This is a genomic window from Streptomyces sp. DSM 118878 (genome assembly GCF_052936595.1).
In genome coordinates, this window is record NZ_CP193622.1 from 7,069,495 (window position 1) to 7,084,193 (window position 14,699).

Below are 14,699 nucleotides of genomic sequence, written 5' to 3' on the forward strand. Positions count from 1 at the left end.
ACCCGAGATCGCCGGGCCGGCCCCCACCGCCGGCCCGGCACCGACGAACCGGAAGGTGATCCGTGAAGGCAGTCGTGCTCACAGGCGCGGTGATGACCCACCCCAGAAGGTTTGCCGCGGCACAGGAGATCGCCGCGCTGGATGCCCGGGGCCGCATCCAGGTCATCACGGACCCCGACCCTTCGGGGCCCCCGACCGCCCTGCGGACCGCCAATCCGTCCTGGAGCTGCGTGGGAGAGGAGGCGACCCATCACATCGTCTTCCAGGACGACGTGATCCTGGCCGAAGGATTCTTCCCCCATGTCGAGCAGGCCGCCGCGGCCTTCCCCGGCGAAGCCGTCGCCTTCTACGAGGGCTGGGAAGGCCGCAACAGCGGCGTCGTACGCCTGGGAGCGCTGACCGGCGCCCACTGGGCCCACGCCATCGACGAACACGTGCCGTCACTCGCGCTGATGCTCCCCGCCGAAGCGGCGCGAGGGTACGCCCGGTTCGCGGCCGAGCACGGTGATGGCTGGCCGTACGACGTCCTGGTGCAGCGCTACCTCAAGACGCTGCGGATACCGGTCCGGCTCGCGGTTCCCAGCATCGTGGACCACGACGACGTTCCCAGCCTGGCCGGCAACAGCAAGCACGGATGGCGGCGAGCGACGTACTTCACCGACCGGGCGGGCGAGGTCACCGACACGGTTGCCCCCGCGTTCCCGGTGGTGCCGTTCTTCCAGTACGGCGAGGCCAAGTGCGGCGTGCGGTACGCGGAGCGCTGGGAGTTCCTGGACACCGAGACGTACTTGCGCCGCATCCACATGGCGGAGGCCTGCGACAGCGGCTTCGCCGAGGCCGGGCAGCCGGAACTTCCCGCCGAGGCCCGCCGACACGTATGGCTCACGGCCTTCGCCACGGGAGTCGTCTGCGAGGACCTCGCCGCAGGCCCCGTCGACCCCGGTGTGGCGAGTGCCGTGATGGACTCGCTGGGCCCCGGGGGCCTCTGCGAGGACTACACCGGAGCAGAGCTCATCGATCTGATCCCCGGGCTCCGCGCACTTGCCCTGGAGGCGTTCGACGCCGGCCGCGCGGCACGGGCGGCCGGCGGGGACCACCGTCTGCCGCTCACGGCAGAGGCCGGCCCAATGACCGATCCCGTCGTCGTCACCGGTGGCGACCGGGCCTTCGGCGCTCGACTGGCCCGGCTGCTCGGGGACGAGGGCCACGGCGCGACCTATGTCGGCGAACTCGGCACCTACGAGGGACAGACGCCCCGCGCCCTGATCCACCTCGGCGACCGCAACCGTGGAACCCGTACGACGGAAACGCTCGCCCACGCGGAGAAGCTGGGGATCCAGCGCGTGGTGCACCTCGGCTCAGCCGCCGTCTACCGCGGCGCGGCGGCCGACCGAGGCACGGAGGACGCCTTGCACGCCCGCCCCCTCGACGAGGAAGCGGCCGCCTGGTGGGACGAGGAGCAGGCGCTCCTGCGGTGGGGCGCGGAGACCGCCACGTCCGTGCAGATCGTCCGCCTCGCGGAGCAGGTGGGGCCGCACGCTCCGCTGGAGGGCGTCATGGCCACCTGGATGCTCCAGGCCTGGACCCGCCGCCCCATGGTCCTCGTCGAAGGGCGCGACCACCAGATCGTCGACCACCGCGACACCGCGGGAGCACTCGCCGCCATCCTCGCGGGCCCGGCGCGTTCGCCCGTCTACAACGTCGCCTCGGCGCACTTCGAGGAGACCGAACTCGCGGAACTCGTCGCCGAGACGGCGCGCCGCACCCCGTGGGAGCAGAGCCCCGCCGACCCCACCCAGAGCCGGCCCCGTATGACCACCGCTCTGATCACCGCGGAGACGGGCTGGCGGCCCTCCGCGTCCTTGCACAGCGGGGCGCGCGCGCTCGCGCAGTGGCTCGCCTGCGACATCCACGACCCCGATACGGTGGCACCGCACCGGAGCAGCGATGCCTGACGAGCAGACCCGTCTCGCCCAGGACGCCGACGCAGGACCCGGACTCTTCTCCCGGCGGTACGCCGCCGCGACCACGACCTTCGCCGTCGTCATGTTCCTCACCGGCTTCGCCGCGCTGGCCGTCGTGCCCACGCTGCCGACCGCCGCGAAGGACCTTGACGGAGTGCCGCTGTTCCCGATGGTCGCCGGCTGCTTCGTGGCAGCCAGCCTCCTCGGCGGAGTCCTGGGCGGACACTGGGCCGACCGGGCCGGTGCCCGCCGTCCGCTGGCGCTGGGCATGGTCCTGGCGGTGGTGACGCTGCTGGTGTCCGCGTCCAGCGTCTCCATCTGGCAGCTCGCCCTGGGCCGGTTCGTCGACGGCCTGGCCGCGGGGATGGTCGCGGTGTCGGTGACCACCGCGATCGGCCAGTCCTACCCGGAGTACCTGCGCCCCCGCATGCTGGCCATGATGAGCGCGAGCTGGGTCATTCCGTCGCTGGTCGGCCCGCCCCTCGCCGGTGTGGTGGCCGAAATCTGGTCCTGGCGTGCGGTCTTCTACGGCCTCGCCGCGCTCACCGCGCTGCCCGCCGTCGTCCTGGTGTTCGTCCTGCGGTCGAGCCCCGCGGGCGGCCAGGACTCCGCCCCCGCCGACCTCCCGCCCAAGGAAGAACGCGCCGCGCGTCCGCCGCTGCTGGTCGCCGCACTCCTCAGCCTGGGAGCGGCGCTCGGCCAGTACGGCGTGTCCGAGTGGGATCTCCACCACCTGCCCTTCGTCGCCGTGGGCGTCGCGCTCCTGGTGGCGTTCGCCCCCAAGCTGCTGCCCCCGGGTACGTGGAGCAGCGCGCGGGGGCTGCCGACCGCGGTGCTCATGCGCGGACTCACCTCCGGCAGCTACTTCACCGTCGAGGCGCTCGTGCCCCTGATGCTGATCACGGAGCGCGACGTCGACGCGGTGGTGGTCGGTGTGGCGTTCACCGTCTCCGCCGTCCTGTGGGCGGGTGCCTCCTGGGTACAGGGCAACCTCCTCCAGCATGTGGCCCGCCATCGGCTCGTCACCGTCGGAGCGCTGGTCATGGCCGCGTCCGTCGGCTTCGCGGTGATGGGCAGCTTCTCCGGCGTGTCCCCGTACACCGCGGTCGCGGCCATGCCGCTCGCCGCCGTCGGCATGGGCCTGCTCGACCCCTGCGTCACGGTCCTCTCCCTCAGCCACAGCGCACCGCACCGGCAGGGACACACCACCAGCGCGATGCAGACCAACATGAACCTCGGGCAGGTCGTGATCCTCGCCCTCGCCACCGCGGTCCTCAACGGCTGCCTGGCCATAGGCACGAGCACGCTCGGCGGCTATGCGACCGCGTTCGCGCTGCTGCTGGTGCCCACGCTCCTCGTGGCTCTCGTGGCCGTCCGCGCGCGCAGCAACTGAGAGCAACCGAGAGCAACTGAGACAGAGAGCCATCCCGGCGAATCCCGCCCCCGCACCCTCCCCACTCCACATTCAGAAGGAGCACGCTGTGCGCAGCGATCTCGTTGTCATAGGCCTCGGGTACGTGGGCCTGCCCTTGGCGGTCGAAGCCGGCCGCTGCGGCCTGACCGTCACGGGCCTGGACCGCAATGCCGAGACCGTGGCCAGGCTCAACGACGGCATCTCGCACGTGGACGACATCGACGACGCCGCCGTGGTGGCCCTGCGTTCCCAGGGCTTCACCGCGACCACCGACGAGCACGTCGTCGCCGAGGCGGACACCGTCGTCATCTGCGTCCCCACCCCGCTGTCCCCGCACGGCGGCCCTGACCTGGCCATGGTCGAAAGCGCCTGCACCATGATCAGCCGCCATCTGCGACCGGGCACCCTGGTGGTGCTCGAATCGACGACCTACCCCGGCACCACCGACGAGGTGGTCCTGCCCCTCCTCGAGAAGTCGGGGCTCAAGGGCGGCACGGACTTCCACCTGGCGTTCTCACCCGAACGCGTCGACCCGGGCAACAAGATCTACGGCATCCGCAACACCCCCAAGGTCGTCGGCGGATACACGCCCGACTGCGCCACCGTCGCCGCCGCCTTCTACGGAAAGTTCGTCGACGTCGTCGTCCAGGCCGCCGGCACCCGCGAGGCCGAAATGGCCAAGCTCATCGAGAACACCTACCGGCACGTCAACATCGCCCTGGTCAACGAGATGGCCATCTTCTCGCACGAACTCGGCATCGACCTCTGGGACTCCATCTCCTGCGCCGCCACCAAACCCTTCGGCTACCAGGCGTTCCGCCCCGGCCCCGGCGTGGGCGGGCACTGCATCCCGATCGACCCCAACTACCTCGCCCACAAGGTCCGTACGCTCGGCTACCCCTTCCGCATGGTCGAGCTGGCCCAAGAGATCAACACCCGCATGCCGCGCTACGTGGTCGAGCGGGCACAGCTCCTCCTCGACGCGAGCGGCACCACCCTCAGCGGAGCAAGGGTCCTGCTCCTCGGCGTCACGTACAAGGCGGACATCGCCGACCAGCGTGAGACCTCCGCCCGGGACGTCGTCAGAAGGCTGCGCACCCTGGGCGCCGAAGTCTCCTACCACGACCCGCACGTTCCCGCCTGGGAGGTCGACGGCACACCCGTGCGGTCCGAACCGGAGTTGACGGCCGCCCTGGACGGCACCGAGCTGGCGATCCTCCTCCAGCGGCACTCCGTCTTCGACATGGAGACCATCGAGCGCCGCGCGCCCCGGCTGCTCGACACCCGGGGCACCGCCCGTGTGCAGGCGAACGTCGCACGCCTGTAGTACCGGCGGCAGCCCACTTCCTCCCGGCCCGGACCATCACTCATCCACTCATCACTGTCAGGAGCAAAGTCATGTGCGGTATAGCAGGGTGGGTGGACTTCGCCCACCCCGTCGACAGGGGCCTGGCACAGGCCATGACGGACACCATGTCCCGCCGCGGCCCCGACGCGGAGGGGCTGTGGACCGACCGCCACGCGGCCCTCGGCCACCGGCGCCTGTCCGTCATCGACCTCGAAGGCGGCTGCCAGCCCATGGCCGCCGACGACCCCGCCGCCCCGGCTGCCGTACTGACCTACAGCGGCGAGACCTACAACTTCCGGGAGCTGCGCACCCAGCTCAGCGCCCTCGGCCACCGGTTCACGACGCGCAGCGACACCGAGGTCGTCCTCCGCGCCTACCTTCAGTGGGGCCCCGCGCTCGCGGACCGCCTCGAAGGCATCTACGCCTTCGCCGTCTGGGACACCCGGCGCCAGGAGCTCGTCCTGGTCCGCGACCGCATGGGGGTCAAGCCCCTCTACTACGCCCAGACCCCGACAGGGATCCTCTTCGGGTCCGAGCCCAAAGCGATCCTCGCCCACCCCGCGTTCAAGGCCGAGGTCGACGCCGACGGGCTCCGCGACATCCTCTCGGTGGCGAAGGTGCCCGGGCATGCCATGTTCCGCGGCATGCGAGAGGTTCCGGCGGGATGCACCGTCCGTGTCAACCGGGCGGGGCTCACGGAGAACCGCTACTGGCGGCTGCGGGTCGCCGAGCACACCGACTCCCTGGAGCAGACCATCTCCACGGTGCGCACCCTGCTCGAATCAGTGGTCGAACAGCAGATGGTCTCGGACGTGCCGCTGTGCACCCTGCTCTCCGGAGGCCTCGACTCCAGCTCGCTCACCGCACTCGCCGCCCGGGTCGGACGCCGCAAGGGCATCGGACCGATACGTTCCTGCTCGGTCAGCGACCCGGACATCGACGGCACGGCCGGAGCGGACGCGAACCAAGACCACGTCTACGCGCGCCTGCTGGCCGAGCACGTCGGGTCCCTGCACAGCGAACTGCCCCTGCGCGCACCCGACCTGCTCGCACCGGAACTGAGGGCGTCCGTGCTCGACGCCTACGATCTCCCCCTGGCCAAGGGCGACGAACACGCCTCGCTCCACATGCTGTTCGGCATCGTCCGCGGGCATTCCACCGTCGCGCTCTCGGGAGAATGCGGCGACGAGGTCTTCGGCGGCTACCGCTGGCAGCGCGACCCCGACGCAGTGTTCGCCCCCACCTTCCCCTGGGTCCACGAAGGCCGGCACAACTACCAGGGCAACGACGTCCTGTACGCCCCCGAGCTCCTCGCCAAGCTCGACCTCGACTCCTACGAACGTGACTGCCACAGCGCCGCGGTGGCCGAGATCTCCGCGCACGAGCATCTCGACGACCCGGACGAGGCCCGCTACCGGGAGGTCACCTACCTGGCGCTCACCCGCCACGCGCAGGTGCTCTTCGACCGCAAGGACCGGATGAGCATGGCCTGTGGGCTGGAGGTGCGGGTGCCCTTCGCCGACCACCGCCTCGTGGAGTACACCTTCAACATCCCGTGGGCCATGAAGAGCTTCGACGGACGCGAGAAGAGCCTGCTGCGGGCAGCCATGAAGGATTTGCTGCCCGAAGCCATCTCCCAGCGCGTCAAGACCCCCTACCCCTCCATCCGCGCGGAGGCCTACAACCAGACCCTCCGCGAGCGGCTGGCACATCTCGTCCAGGACGGTTCCAGTCCCCTCACCGACTACCTGGCCCCCGGCCTCACCGAGGGCCTCCGCCGGAACGGGCCCGCGGCGCTGGAGAAGGGCATGAGCCGGGCGGCCCTGGAGACGACGCTCCAACTCGACGCATGGCTGCGCACCTACGACGTCGCCATCACCCTCTGATCACCGCGGAGGCATGAGGAGGGCGAGCCGGTGCCCGCCGATCGGCACCGGCCCGCCTTCCTCGTCCTTCTACGGCTTGCGCCCCACCGCTCCATAGGCGTCGACCCGCACCGGGTCCGCCGTCTCCGCGCGCCAGCGCGTGACCTGCTCGACGCCCGGCTCCAGGAGTTCGAGGCCGTCGAAGAAGGCGCCGATCTCCTCGACGCTGCGGACGTAGTACGGGATCGCGCCGCTCCTGTTGTACTCGTTCGACGCCGCGATCATGCCGTCGCTGGTGGCCGTGGAGTCGCTGATGACGAGGTGACTGCCGGACGCCAGCCCGGCCAGGAGGCGGGTGACCAGGTCACGGGCCTTGCCGTGATCGGCGACGTGGCCGAGGGTGTTGAGGATGATCAGGGCGACCGGCTGGGAGAGGTCCAGGGTCTTCGACGCCTCCCGCAGGATCGCGTCGGGGTCGTACAGATCCGCGTCGATGTACGCCGTCTCGCCCTCGGGCGTGCTGGTCAGCAGGGCGCGGGCGTGCGCGAGGACCAGCGGGTCGTTGTCCACGTAGACGATGCGGGAGTCCGGGGCGACGCTCTGCGCGACCTGGTGGGTGTTGTCCGCCGTGGGCAGGCCGGTGCCGATGTCGAGGAACTGCCGGATACCCTGCTCGCCCGCGAGGTGGGTGACCGCGCGGCCCAGGAAGAGACGGCTGTGGCGGGCCACGTCGACCAGGCCGGGGAAGATCTCCTTGATGTGGTCGCCCAGTTCGCGGTCCTTCTCGTAGTTGTCCTTGCCGCCCACGAAATAGTTCCAGAACCGCGCCGAGTGCGGCTTGCTGGTGTCGATTCGCGCGCGGATCTCGGCGGCGGAGTCGAGTTGCGGGTCGTGGTCGGACACGGGAGCCTCCCTGAAAACCTGCGTCGAAGTTCGACGATCAAGCATCAATCTAGACGGTCGGCCCCCGCCGCGGGTTCCCGCCCTGCCCCTCGGGGCAGGACGGCAACTCGGTCCCGCGGCAGCCCGCTTGGCCGCGGGCCGTGCGGTCGTGTCGCGGTCGGGTCACCAGATGGCCGGCACCCACTCCGGGTGGTCGATGAACGGGTTCCTGTTGTGCTGGTACTTGTCGAAGATGACCTGGTTGCGGTTCTTCTCGAAGGCGTCCGGCGGGTCTTCCTCGCTCCACTGCTTCAGGACCGAGAGGCGGCCGATGGCGGGGGCGCTGCCGTTGTCGACCTTGTCGTTGGGCTCCAGGTCGGGGAAGCCGCTCTCGCCGTCGTAGCGCACGGCCATGTAGAGGATCATGCGGGCGACGTCGCCCTTGACCGCGTCACGGGGCTCGAAGGAGTCGCCGTCGGTGAGGTTGCCGGGGGCGCCGCCCACCGCGCCGCCGCCGTTGTCGAAGTCCTTGTTGCCGCGGATGCTGTTGACCTTGACGTCCTCGGGGCGGAGGTGGTGGATGTCGGTGCCCGGACCGGTCGACGTGCCGAAGTCGCCGTGGGACTTGGCCCAGACGTGCTCACGGTTCCAGTCGCCCTGGTCGCCGCCGTTCGCGCTCTTGCTCCGCGAGGTGCCGCTGTAGAGCAGGATGACGTTCGAGCTGTTGGCCGGGTCCTGGTCGGTGGCCTTCAGGGCGTCCCAGACCTGGGCGTACGACAGCTTGGTCTGGTCGCTGATGATCGTGTGCAGCGCGGACTTGAGCTCGGGGCCGCTCTTGCCGAGCGCGTCCTGGTAGTACGTGTCGTCATAGGCGCCGACGGCTGCGGGCGCCGCCGCCGGGGCGGGGGACGCGGTGGCCGTGGCGGCGGTCGGCACGGTGATGCCGACGAGCACCGCGGCGGCGGCCAGGGCCAGGGGTTTCCAGCGGCGTACGCGCGGGACGGGCATGTGGGGGGTGTCCTCTCCCGAATCCGACCTCGCGCGCCGCGCGTCCGCCCAAGGGGCGCGCGGTCTACGCGAGTTGACTGGTCAGTCACCGGGAGAGTGGCACGGATGTGCGTACGATCGTGTGAACGGTGTGGGGTGGTTCGGTGACGATGTCATGTACACAGCCATTCTGGCCGTCCGGCGGTCCGGGCCACCACGGCCGTCCTGGCGCGGGGCGTGAGGCGCGTGCTCACAGCCCCAGCAGGGCGGGCTCGCTCGCCAGCGCTCTGAAGTACTCCCGCGGGTCCGCCACGAGCCGCCGCTCCTTGAGGTCCATCAGGCCGCCCACCGAGGTGAACGTCGCGGCCACCGTGCCGTCCGCCTTCGTGACCGTCTGCTCGATGCGGAACGTCTTGCCGGCGCCCCAGAGAAACGCGCAGCTCACCGTCGTCTCGTCGCCCGCGCGCAGCTCGCTGCGGTAACGGACGGTGTTCTCCAGGGCGACCGGGCCCACGCCCTTGTCGAGGAGGTCGCTCTGGGCTATGCCCGCCGCGCGGAGCAGGGACCAGCGGGCGTGCTCGGCGTACTGGAGGTACACGGCCTGGTTGAGGTGCCCCTGAGTGTCCGTCTCGTACCCACGGACGTCTACGCGCACGGAAAACGGCTCTGTCACGGTGTTCCCTTCGGTATCTCTCGGATGTGCTCGGTGCGTTCGACTCGGTTCAGCCCGGTCCAACTCTGCTTCGCCGCGTGCGATTCCGGTGGCTCATGCCCTCCGCGGCGAGGCCAGCAGATAACGGCCCCCGCCGCGCGCCCCCGCGTACTCACCGACCTGCCAGCCCGCCCGCTCCAGGGCCGCCGCACAGGCCCGCAGCCCCTCCGGCGACGGATCGCGCACGGCGACGGCCTCGGGCTGCGGGGTGCCGGTCACCTCGTAGCCCTCGCGGTCGGGGGCCGCCGGGGAGCGGCCCGCGGTCTCCAGGGCCAGGGCCGCCGCCTGGGCCAGATGCGTGCGCTCCCAGGCGCAGGGGCGGTCCCGGGAGCCGTCGGGGTTGGTCATACGGCGCAGCTCGACGAGGCCCTCCCAGGCGCTGCGGACCTCCCGCGCCCGCGCGGGGCCCTCGCTGTCGGGCGCCGACGTCTCCGTGCCGGTGCGGGCGGCGAAGACACCGGCGGCCGGTGCGGGCTCCGCCGGCTCGGGGGCGACAGCGGGGGCCGCGCCCTCATCCCGCAGGCGATGGCCCGCGGGGGTCAGGAAGAACGCGCGCGGCGGCCGGGGATGGCGGAAGGCGAGCCGGGCCCGGACCAGGGCCGTGAGCTGGGCCTCCGTGCCGGACAGGCGGCCCGTGTCCGGGTCCGCGGCCTCGATGATCCGCCGCTGGGCGGCCGTGGGTGGCTTCACCGCGCGTGCACCCCTTCCCCCGTGAGTCCATCGGCTCCGTACGCCGTCGCATCCGTCTGCTGGTTCCGATACTGCCTCGCGGCACTGACAACGGGCCTCTGGGAGCGCGGTGGAGCAGGCCGCGGTCTGGCTACGGCCGCTGGTTCCAGCTCGCCACCACGGGTCGGCCGTGCTCCGTGCTCAGGCGGCAGACCGTGCCCGTGGCCAGGAGGAACATCGAGCCGCCGGACACCGGCAGACCCAGGCGGCGGGCCGTCAGGACGCGGAGGAAGTGGCTGTGGGCGAAGAGGACGACACTGCCCTCGTAGTTGGCGAGGGCCGCGTCCACCTTGGCCAGCATGCGGTCGGCGCGCTCACCCACCTGCGCCGGGTTCTCGCCGGGGTGGTCGGGCGGGCCGAGGGCGACGCCGTCGTCGAAGAGGTACCAGTTGGGCCGCGTGCGGTGGATCTCGACGGTCGTGACGCCCTCGTACGCCCCGTACTCCCACTCGCGGAGGTCGGGGTCGACGCGGGCGTCCGGGAATCCGGCGAGCTCCGCGGTCTCCCGTGAGCGCTGCCGCGGGCTGGTGAACGCCGTGCCGATCCGGAACCTGCCGATCAGCGGGGCGAGCGAGCGGGCCTGCTCCCTGCCGTTGTCCGTCAGGGGGATGTCCGTCCAGCTCGTGTGCTGTCCTGAGAGGGACCACTCCGTCTCGCCGTGCCGGACGAGGAGCAGATCGCCCATGTCGCGCCAATCCTGTTCTTCCGGGGGTGGCGGTGCCGTGCGGTACCGCCACCCCCGAGACTGCCATGCCCCGCAGGTCAGATGCCCCTCGGGACTCGCCTCATCGGCGGTTCACAGTCCCTGCGGCACCCGTGCGGGGCGGCCGGAGCCGCGCGTCAGGGCGTAGCCGCCGACGCCCGCCAGGGCCGCGAGGACACCGCCGGCTCCCGTCCAGAGCCAGCGCGAGGACCACCATCCGGAGGACCAGCCGTCCTCCGGTTCGGTCATCTCGGCGGGCCGCTGCTCGTCCGAGCCCGCGCCCGGCACCAGCGGCTCCGCGAGCGCCCCGTCCACGGCCTGCGCGCCGCCCGCGTCGGTCGCGGTGACCTTGGCCTCGGCCCGTACCGGCAGGCCGAGGTCGTCGGCCTTCAGGCCGGTGACCGTGAGCCGCAGGTAGTACGTGCCCGGCAGCGGATCGTTGGCCCACTGCTCCGACCAGGCCCTGACCGTCCGCAGCGAGCAGGACAGGGACACCGAGGCGGCGTCCTGCGCGGCGGTCCTCTTCGGCGTGCCGAGGCGGCAGGCCTGACGGCGGCGCAGCCCGTCGTAGACGTCGACCTGCCAGGTGGAGGCCGCGTGCCGGGCGGCGGCGTCCGGCAGCTTCACCGTGGCGTGCACGGTGGCCCGCTGTCCGGCGTCCACCGGGAACGCCCAGTACAGGTAGTCGCCCGTGGACGCGTCCGCGGTGGCCTCCTGGTCCTGGCGGATCGCGGTGGCGGTGCGGAAGGAGGTGCCCGCCTCGGAGGGGGCGTCGCTCTTGTCGTCGCCGGCACCGTCACCGGCGGCGGACGCGGTTCCGGAGAAGGTCAGGAGCGCCGCACCGGCCAGCAGCAGCGCCCGGCGCAGCACACGTGTCGTACGCATCAGTTGGTCCTCCAGACCGCGAGACGCCAGCGTGAGACCCAGCCCCAGATCAGCCCGGCGAGGAAGCCGACGAGCACGAGCAGGCCGAGCAGCCACCAGCCGTGGCCGAGTCCGAAGGACGCCACGTCGGACGCCTCGTCGGGGGAGTCGACCAGGTCGACGGCCAGCTCGATCGGCAGACCTGGTGCGGTCTTCACCGAGGCGGGCGCCGAGAAGGAGTTGCTGACGCGCAGACAGACGGTCTCGGCGGTGCCCTCCTCGTCCTCGTCGTCCGCTTCGGGGGTCGGGTGGCGCAGGCCGGTGGAGATGACGTCCGTGCGGCCGTCGCCGGACTCCTGGCCGCGTACGATCTCGCGTCCGCCCGGTGTCTCGGCCCGCAGCAGCACGCCGTAGTCGGGGTTGACGGCACGGTCGGCCGAGACGCTCACGGAGGCGCGCAGCTCCTTGCCCGCGGGGACCGCCACGCGGTACCAGCGGTGCTCGCCGAACTTCTCGCGGTCGGTGTAGAGGCCCGACTTCAGCTCGGGCGCGTCGGTGCACCGGGCACCACCCTTGGCCTCCACCGGGGTGACCACCGGGTCGGCGGCGCGGTCCACCAACTGCTTGACGCGGCCGGCCAGTTCGTCGGTGTGCCGGATCGAGGTGTACGTACCGCCGGTCGCCTCCGCGATGCAGCTCAACTGCTCACGGGTCTTGGCGTCGGGGACGAGGCCGAGGGTGTCGATGGTCAGGTGGATGCCCTTGGCGGAGATCTCACGGGCCACGACGCACGGGTCGAGCGGCTGGCAGGTGTCCTCGCCGTCGGATATCAGCACGATGCGGCGGCTGCGCTCGGCGGTGTCGTCCGTCAGGTCGTCGGCGGCCTTGAGCAGCGTCGGGCCGATCGGCGTCCAGCCGGTCGGCGCCAGGGTCGCCACCGCGGTCTTGGCGTCGGTGCGGCCCGATTCGTCGAGCCGCTCCACGGGGTAGAGCAGCTCGGTGTCCTTGCAGCCCGTCTTGCGGTCGTCGCCGCGGTAGTTGGCGCCGAGGGTGCGGATGCCGAGCGCGACCTCGTCGGGGGTGGCGTCGAGCACCTCGTTGAAGGCCTGCTTCGCGGCGGCCATGCGTGATGTGCCGTCGATGTCGCGGGCCCGCATGGAGCCGCTGACGTCGAGGACCAGCTCGACCTTGGGGGAGGGCTGTGCGGGTTCGTCGCCGTCGTCGTCGGCGGCTGCGGGGCCCGCCGTGACGAGCCCGGCGGTCAGGGCGGCGAGCAGGGCGAGAGCCCAGGCCGCCGGCCGTTGTCTTGTGATCATCGCCGGATCTTATTGATCATGGCGGCACATCCCCAAAACGGCGGCTACGAGGGCTTCAGCTCCCGGCCGCCGAAGACTCCGGCGCCGTCCGCCTGCTTCCACCAGGTCTCCAGCGCCGTCCGGTCCATGGTCCGCCAGTCCGGCGTGGCCAGGACGAGCGCGTCGCCGAGCCGGCGCCCGAGGTCCACCATCGCGTGGCCGGAGAGCGTGCGGTCCCTGTCGTACGCGCTCAGGGCCTCGTCCCAGGTGTCCGCCGCCGCGAGACAGGACTCCAGGACCGTCGCGTCCTGGAGCGCCTTCACCGCGCCCGCGCCGGTGTGCGGCCGGGCCACCGCCGCCGCGTCGCCCGTCAGTAGGACGCGGCCCGCCGTGCAGTGCGGCGCCGCGAAGTCGTACAGGGGCTGGAGGAACCGTTCGCCGGGTGCCGTCGCGTGCAGCAGCGCGCCCCAGTACGGCGGCAGCAGCTCGTCGGCCACGTGCCGCAGATGCGCGGTGAGTGCCTCGGTGAGGCCGCCGGGCGGCAGGCTCGCGGGCCCGGTGAGCCGCAGGTCGAGGCCGAGCCCGAGGTCCAGGTCCGGGGGCGGCGCGGTGTACAGGACCCAGTTGACGCGGCGGCCGCCGGACCCGTCCGGGATGCGGTAGACGATGAGGTGGCCGCCGGGGAAGACGACGTACGCGCAGATCTCGCCGGGCCACAGCGCCGGATCGGCGAGCCGGTCCTCGGGGAAGGCGCCGCGCCAGGCGAGGTATCCGGCATACGCGGGGCGTACGTCGCCGAAGACCGCCGCGCGGGCCGTCGAGCGGTAGCCGTCCGCGCCGATGACCAGGTCGAAGCGCTCGGAGCCCGCGGAGGTCCCCACCCGGATGCCGTCGGCCCCGGGGCGCAGCGCCTGCACCGGAGTGCCCGCCCGGAAGACCGCGGCCCCGGGGACCCGGTCGCGCAACTCGCGCCACAGCGGTCCCCAGTTGTACGTACGGAACGGGAAGGGCATCTCCGCGATCTCCCGGCCCACCGGGGAGGCGGTGGAGCCGTCGCGCACGTACCAGCGCCGCCGCCTCATCTGCACCCACGCCATGCCCGCGTCCAGGTACCCGGCCGACTCCAGCTCCGCGTACCGCGCGTCGTGCACCGCGAGGCCCACCCCGCGGTCCGCCAGGTCACTCGTCGCGCGCTCGTACACGGTGATCTCATCGGCGCCGCCGCGGTGCGCGGCCAGCGCCGCCGCACATCCGGCGATGCTGCCCCCCACGACGGCGACCCTGCCCCCACGCATCATCGGGCCATCCTGGCAGCCCCGGTGACCATCTGTCAGGGCAGGGAGACCCCGCGCCCGGCGAAGAACGGCTCGAACTCGTCGGCGGGCAGCGTGGCGGTCCTGGTCGCCGCGTCGACGCCCGAGGGGTTGTGGAAGTGCAGCCCCTCGGCGGTGCGGCCGGTGAGCAGGACCAGGTGGCCGCCCCTGCCGGGCGCGGGACGGTCCGGGCGGCGGATCTCGAAGTGGACGGAGGCGATGACCCGGCGTCCCTCGTCGAGGAGCGTCCCGATCTCCGCGACGGTCAGGTGCCGGTGGACCGTGGCGTCGACGCCGTGCGCCTCGCGGGCGTACTCGGCGAAGGGCGCGTAGATCATCCCGCGGATCACCCCACCCTCCTCGGTGTACGCGCCGTACTTCAGGGCGCCGTCACGCAGCTCGAAGAGGGAGGGCGCGTCGGCGCCGAGCGCCATCTGGTAGCACGTCAGGCCGCAGAGGTGACCGCACCAGCGCGCGTAGTCCTCGACGGTGGCGGCGCCCGACTCCCGCCACGCCGGGTCGGCGGCGCGGTCGAAGTCCTCGTACACGATGGGCCCGACCAGTTCGGGTGAGGCGAACTGCGTACGGGAGGTCGTACCGCAGGTGGGGCAGAGGGGCACGTC

The 14,699-nt window shown here is 72.0% G+C and carries 13 protein-coding genes; 4 read left to right on the forward strand and 9 right to left on the reverse strand.

Annotated features, from left to right (window positions below; all coding sequences use genetic code 11):
* Positions 1-62: 62 nt before the first annotated feature.
* The 4 genes from ACRAKF_RS31065 (at position 63) to asnB (ending at position 6,612) form a co-directional block, all read left to right on the forward strand.
* The gene (locus ACRAKF_RS31065) at positions 63-1,955 is read left to right on the forward strand and encodes an NAD-dependent epimerase/dehydratase family protein (RefSeq protein WP_447040951.1); all 1,893 of its coding nucleotides are present in this window, start codon (positions 63-65) and stop codon (positions 1,953-1,955) included.
* Positions 1,948-3,357, forward strand: a complete 1,410-nt coding sequence (locus tag ACRAKF_RS31070) for an MFS transporter (RefSeq protein WP_447040953.1) — start codon at positions 1,948-1,950, stop codon at positions 3,355-3,357. Before ACRAKF_RS31065 ends, ACRAKF_RS31070 begins: the two co-directional genes overlap by 8 nt.
* An 88-nt stretch (positions 3,358-3,445) precedes the next feature.
* Positions 3,446-4,705 (forward strand): nucleotide sugar dehydrogenase, encoded by a 1,260-nt coding sequence (locus tag ACRAKF_RS31075; protein WP_447040955.1) that lies wholly within the window; start codon positions 3,446-3,448, stop codon positions 4,703-4,705.
* 71 nt (positions 4,706-4,776) lie between these two features.
* Positions 4,777-6,612, forward strand: coding sequence for an asparagine synthase (glutamine-hydrolyzing) (gene asnB / locus ACRAKF_RS31080; RefSeq protein ID WP_447040956.1), 1,836 nt, complete (start codon positions 4,777-4,779; stop codon positions 6,610-6,612).
* 69 nt (positions 6,613-6,681) lie between these two features.
* On the opposite strand, the gene ACRAKF_RS31085 is transcribed toward asnB, so the two are convergent.
* The 9 genes from ACRAKF_RS31085 to ACRAKF_RS31125 form a co-directional block, all read right to left on the reverse strand.
* Positions 6,682-7,494: an SAM-dependent methyltransferase gene (locus tag ACRAKF_RS31085; protein ID WP_447040957.1), complete on the reverse strand. Its 813-nt coding sequence runs from the start codon at positions 7,492-7,494 to the stop codon at positions 6,682-6,684.
* Positions 7,495-7,656: 162 nt separating this feature from the next.
* Entirely contained in the window at positions 7,657-8,481 is an 825-nt protein-coding gene (locus ACRAKF_RS31090) for an endonuclease I family protein (RefSeq protein ID WP_447040958.1), read from the reverse strand.
* 229 nt (positions 8,482-8,710) lie between these two features.
* Positions 8,711-9,133 carry an acyl-CoA thioesterase gene (locus ACRAKF_RS31095; RefSeq protein WP_447040960.1) on the reverse strand — a complete coding sequence of 141 codons (423 nt, stop codon included), beginning with the start codon at positions 9,131-9,133 and terminating at the stop codon, positions 8,711-8,713.
* A 93-nt stretch (positions 9,134-9,226) separates the two neighbouring features.
* Complete coding sequence (locus tag ACRAKF_RS31100; RefSeq protein WP_447040962.1) at positions 9,227-9,862, reverse strand: hypothetical protein; 636 nt, start codon at positions 9,860-9,862, stop codon at positions 9,227-9,229.
* A 130-nt stretch (positions 9,863-9,992) separates the two neighbouring features.
* The gene (locus tag ACRAKF_RS31105) at positions 9,993-10,586 is read right to left on the reverse strand and encodes a histidine phosphatase family protein (protein WP_447040964.1); all 594 of its coding nucleotides are present in this window, start codon (positions 10,584-10,586) and stop codon (positions 9,993-9,995) included.
* 111 nt (positions 10,587-10,697) lie between these two features.
* Positions 10,698-11,489, reverse strand: a complete 792-nt coding sequence (locus ACRAKF_RS31110) for a hypothetical protein (RefSeq protein WP_447040966.1) — start codon at positions 11,487-11,489, stop codon at positions 10,698-10,700.
* A complete protein-coding gene (locus tag ACRAKF_RS31115; RefSeq protein ID WP_447040967.1) occupies positions 11,489-12,784 on the reverse strand; it encodes a VWA domain-containing protein in 1,296 nt (431 codons plus the stop codon). Before ACRAKF_RS31115 ends, ACRAKF_RS31110 begins: the two co-directional genes overlap by 1 nt.
* Before the next feature lie 44 nt (positions 12,785-12,828).
* Complete coding sequence (locus ACRAKF_RS31120) at positions 12,829-14,058, reverse strand: FAD-dependent monooxygenase (protein WP_447042258.1); 1,230 nt, start codon at positions 14,056-14,058, stop codon at positions 12,829-12,831.
* Between the two features lie 35 nt (positions 14,059-14,093).
* Entirely contained in the window at positions 14,094-14,696 is a 603-nt protein-coding gene (locus ACRAKF_RS31125; protein ID WP_447040968.1) for a peptidase, read from the reverse strand.
* Between the last annotated feature and the right edge of the window lie 3 nt (positions 14,697-14,699).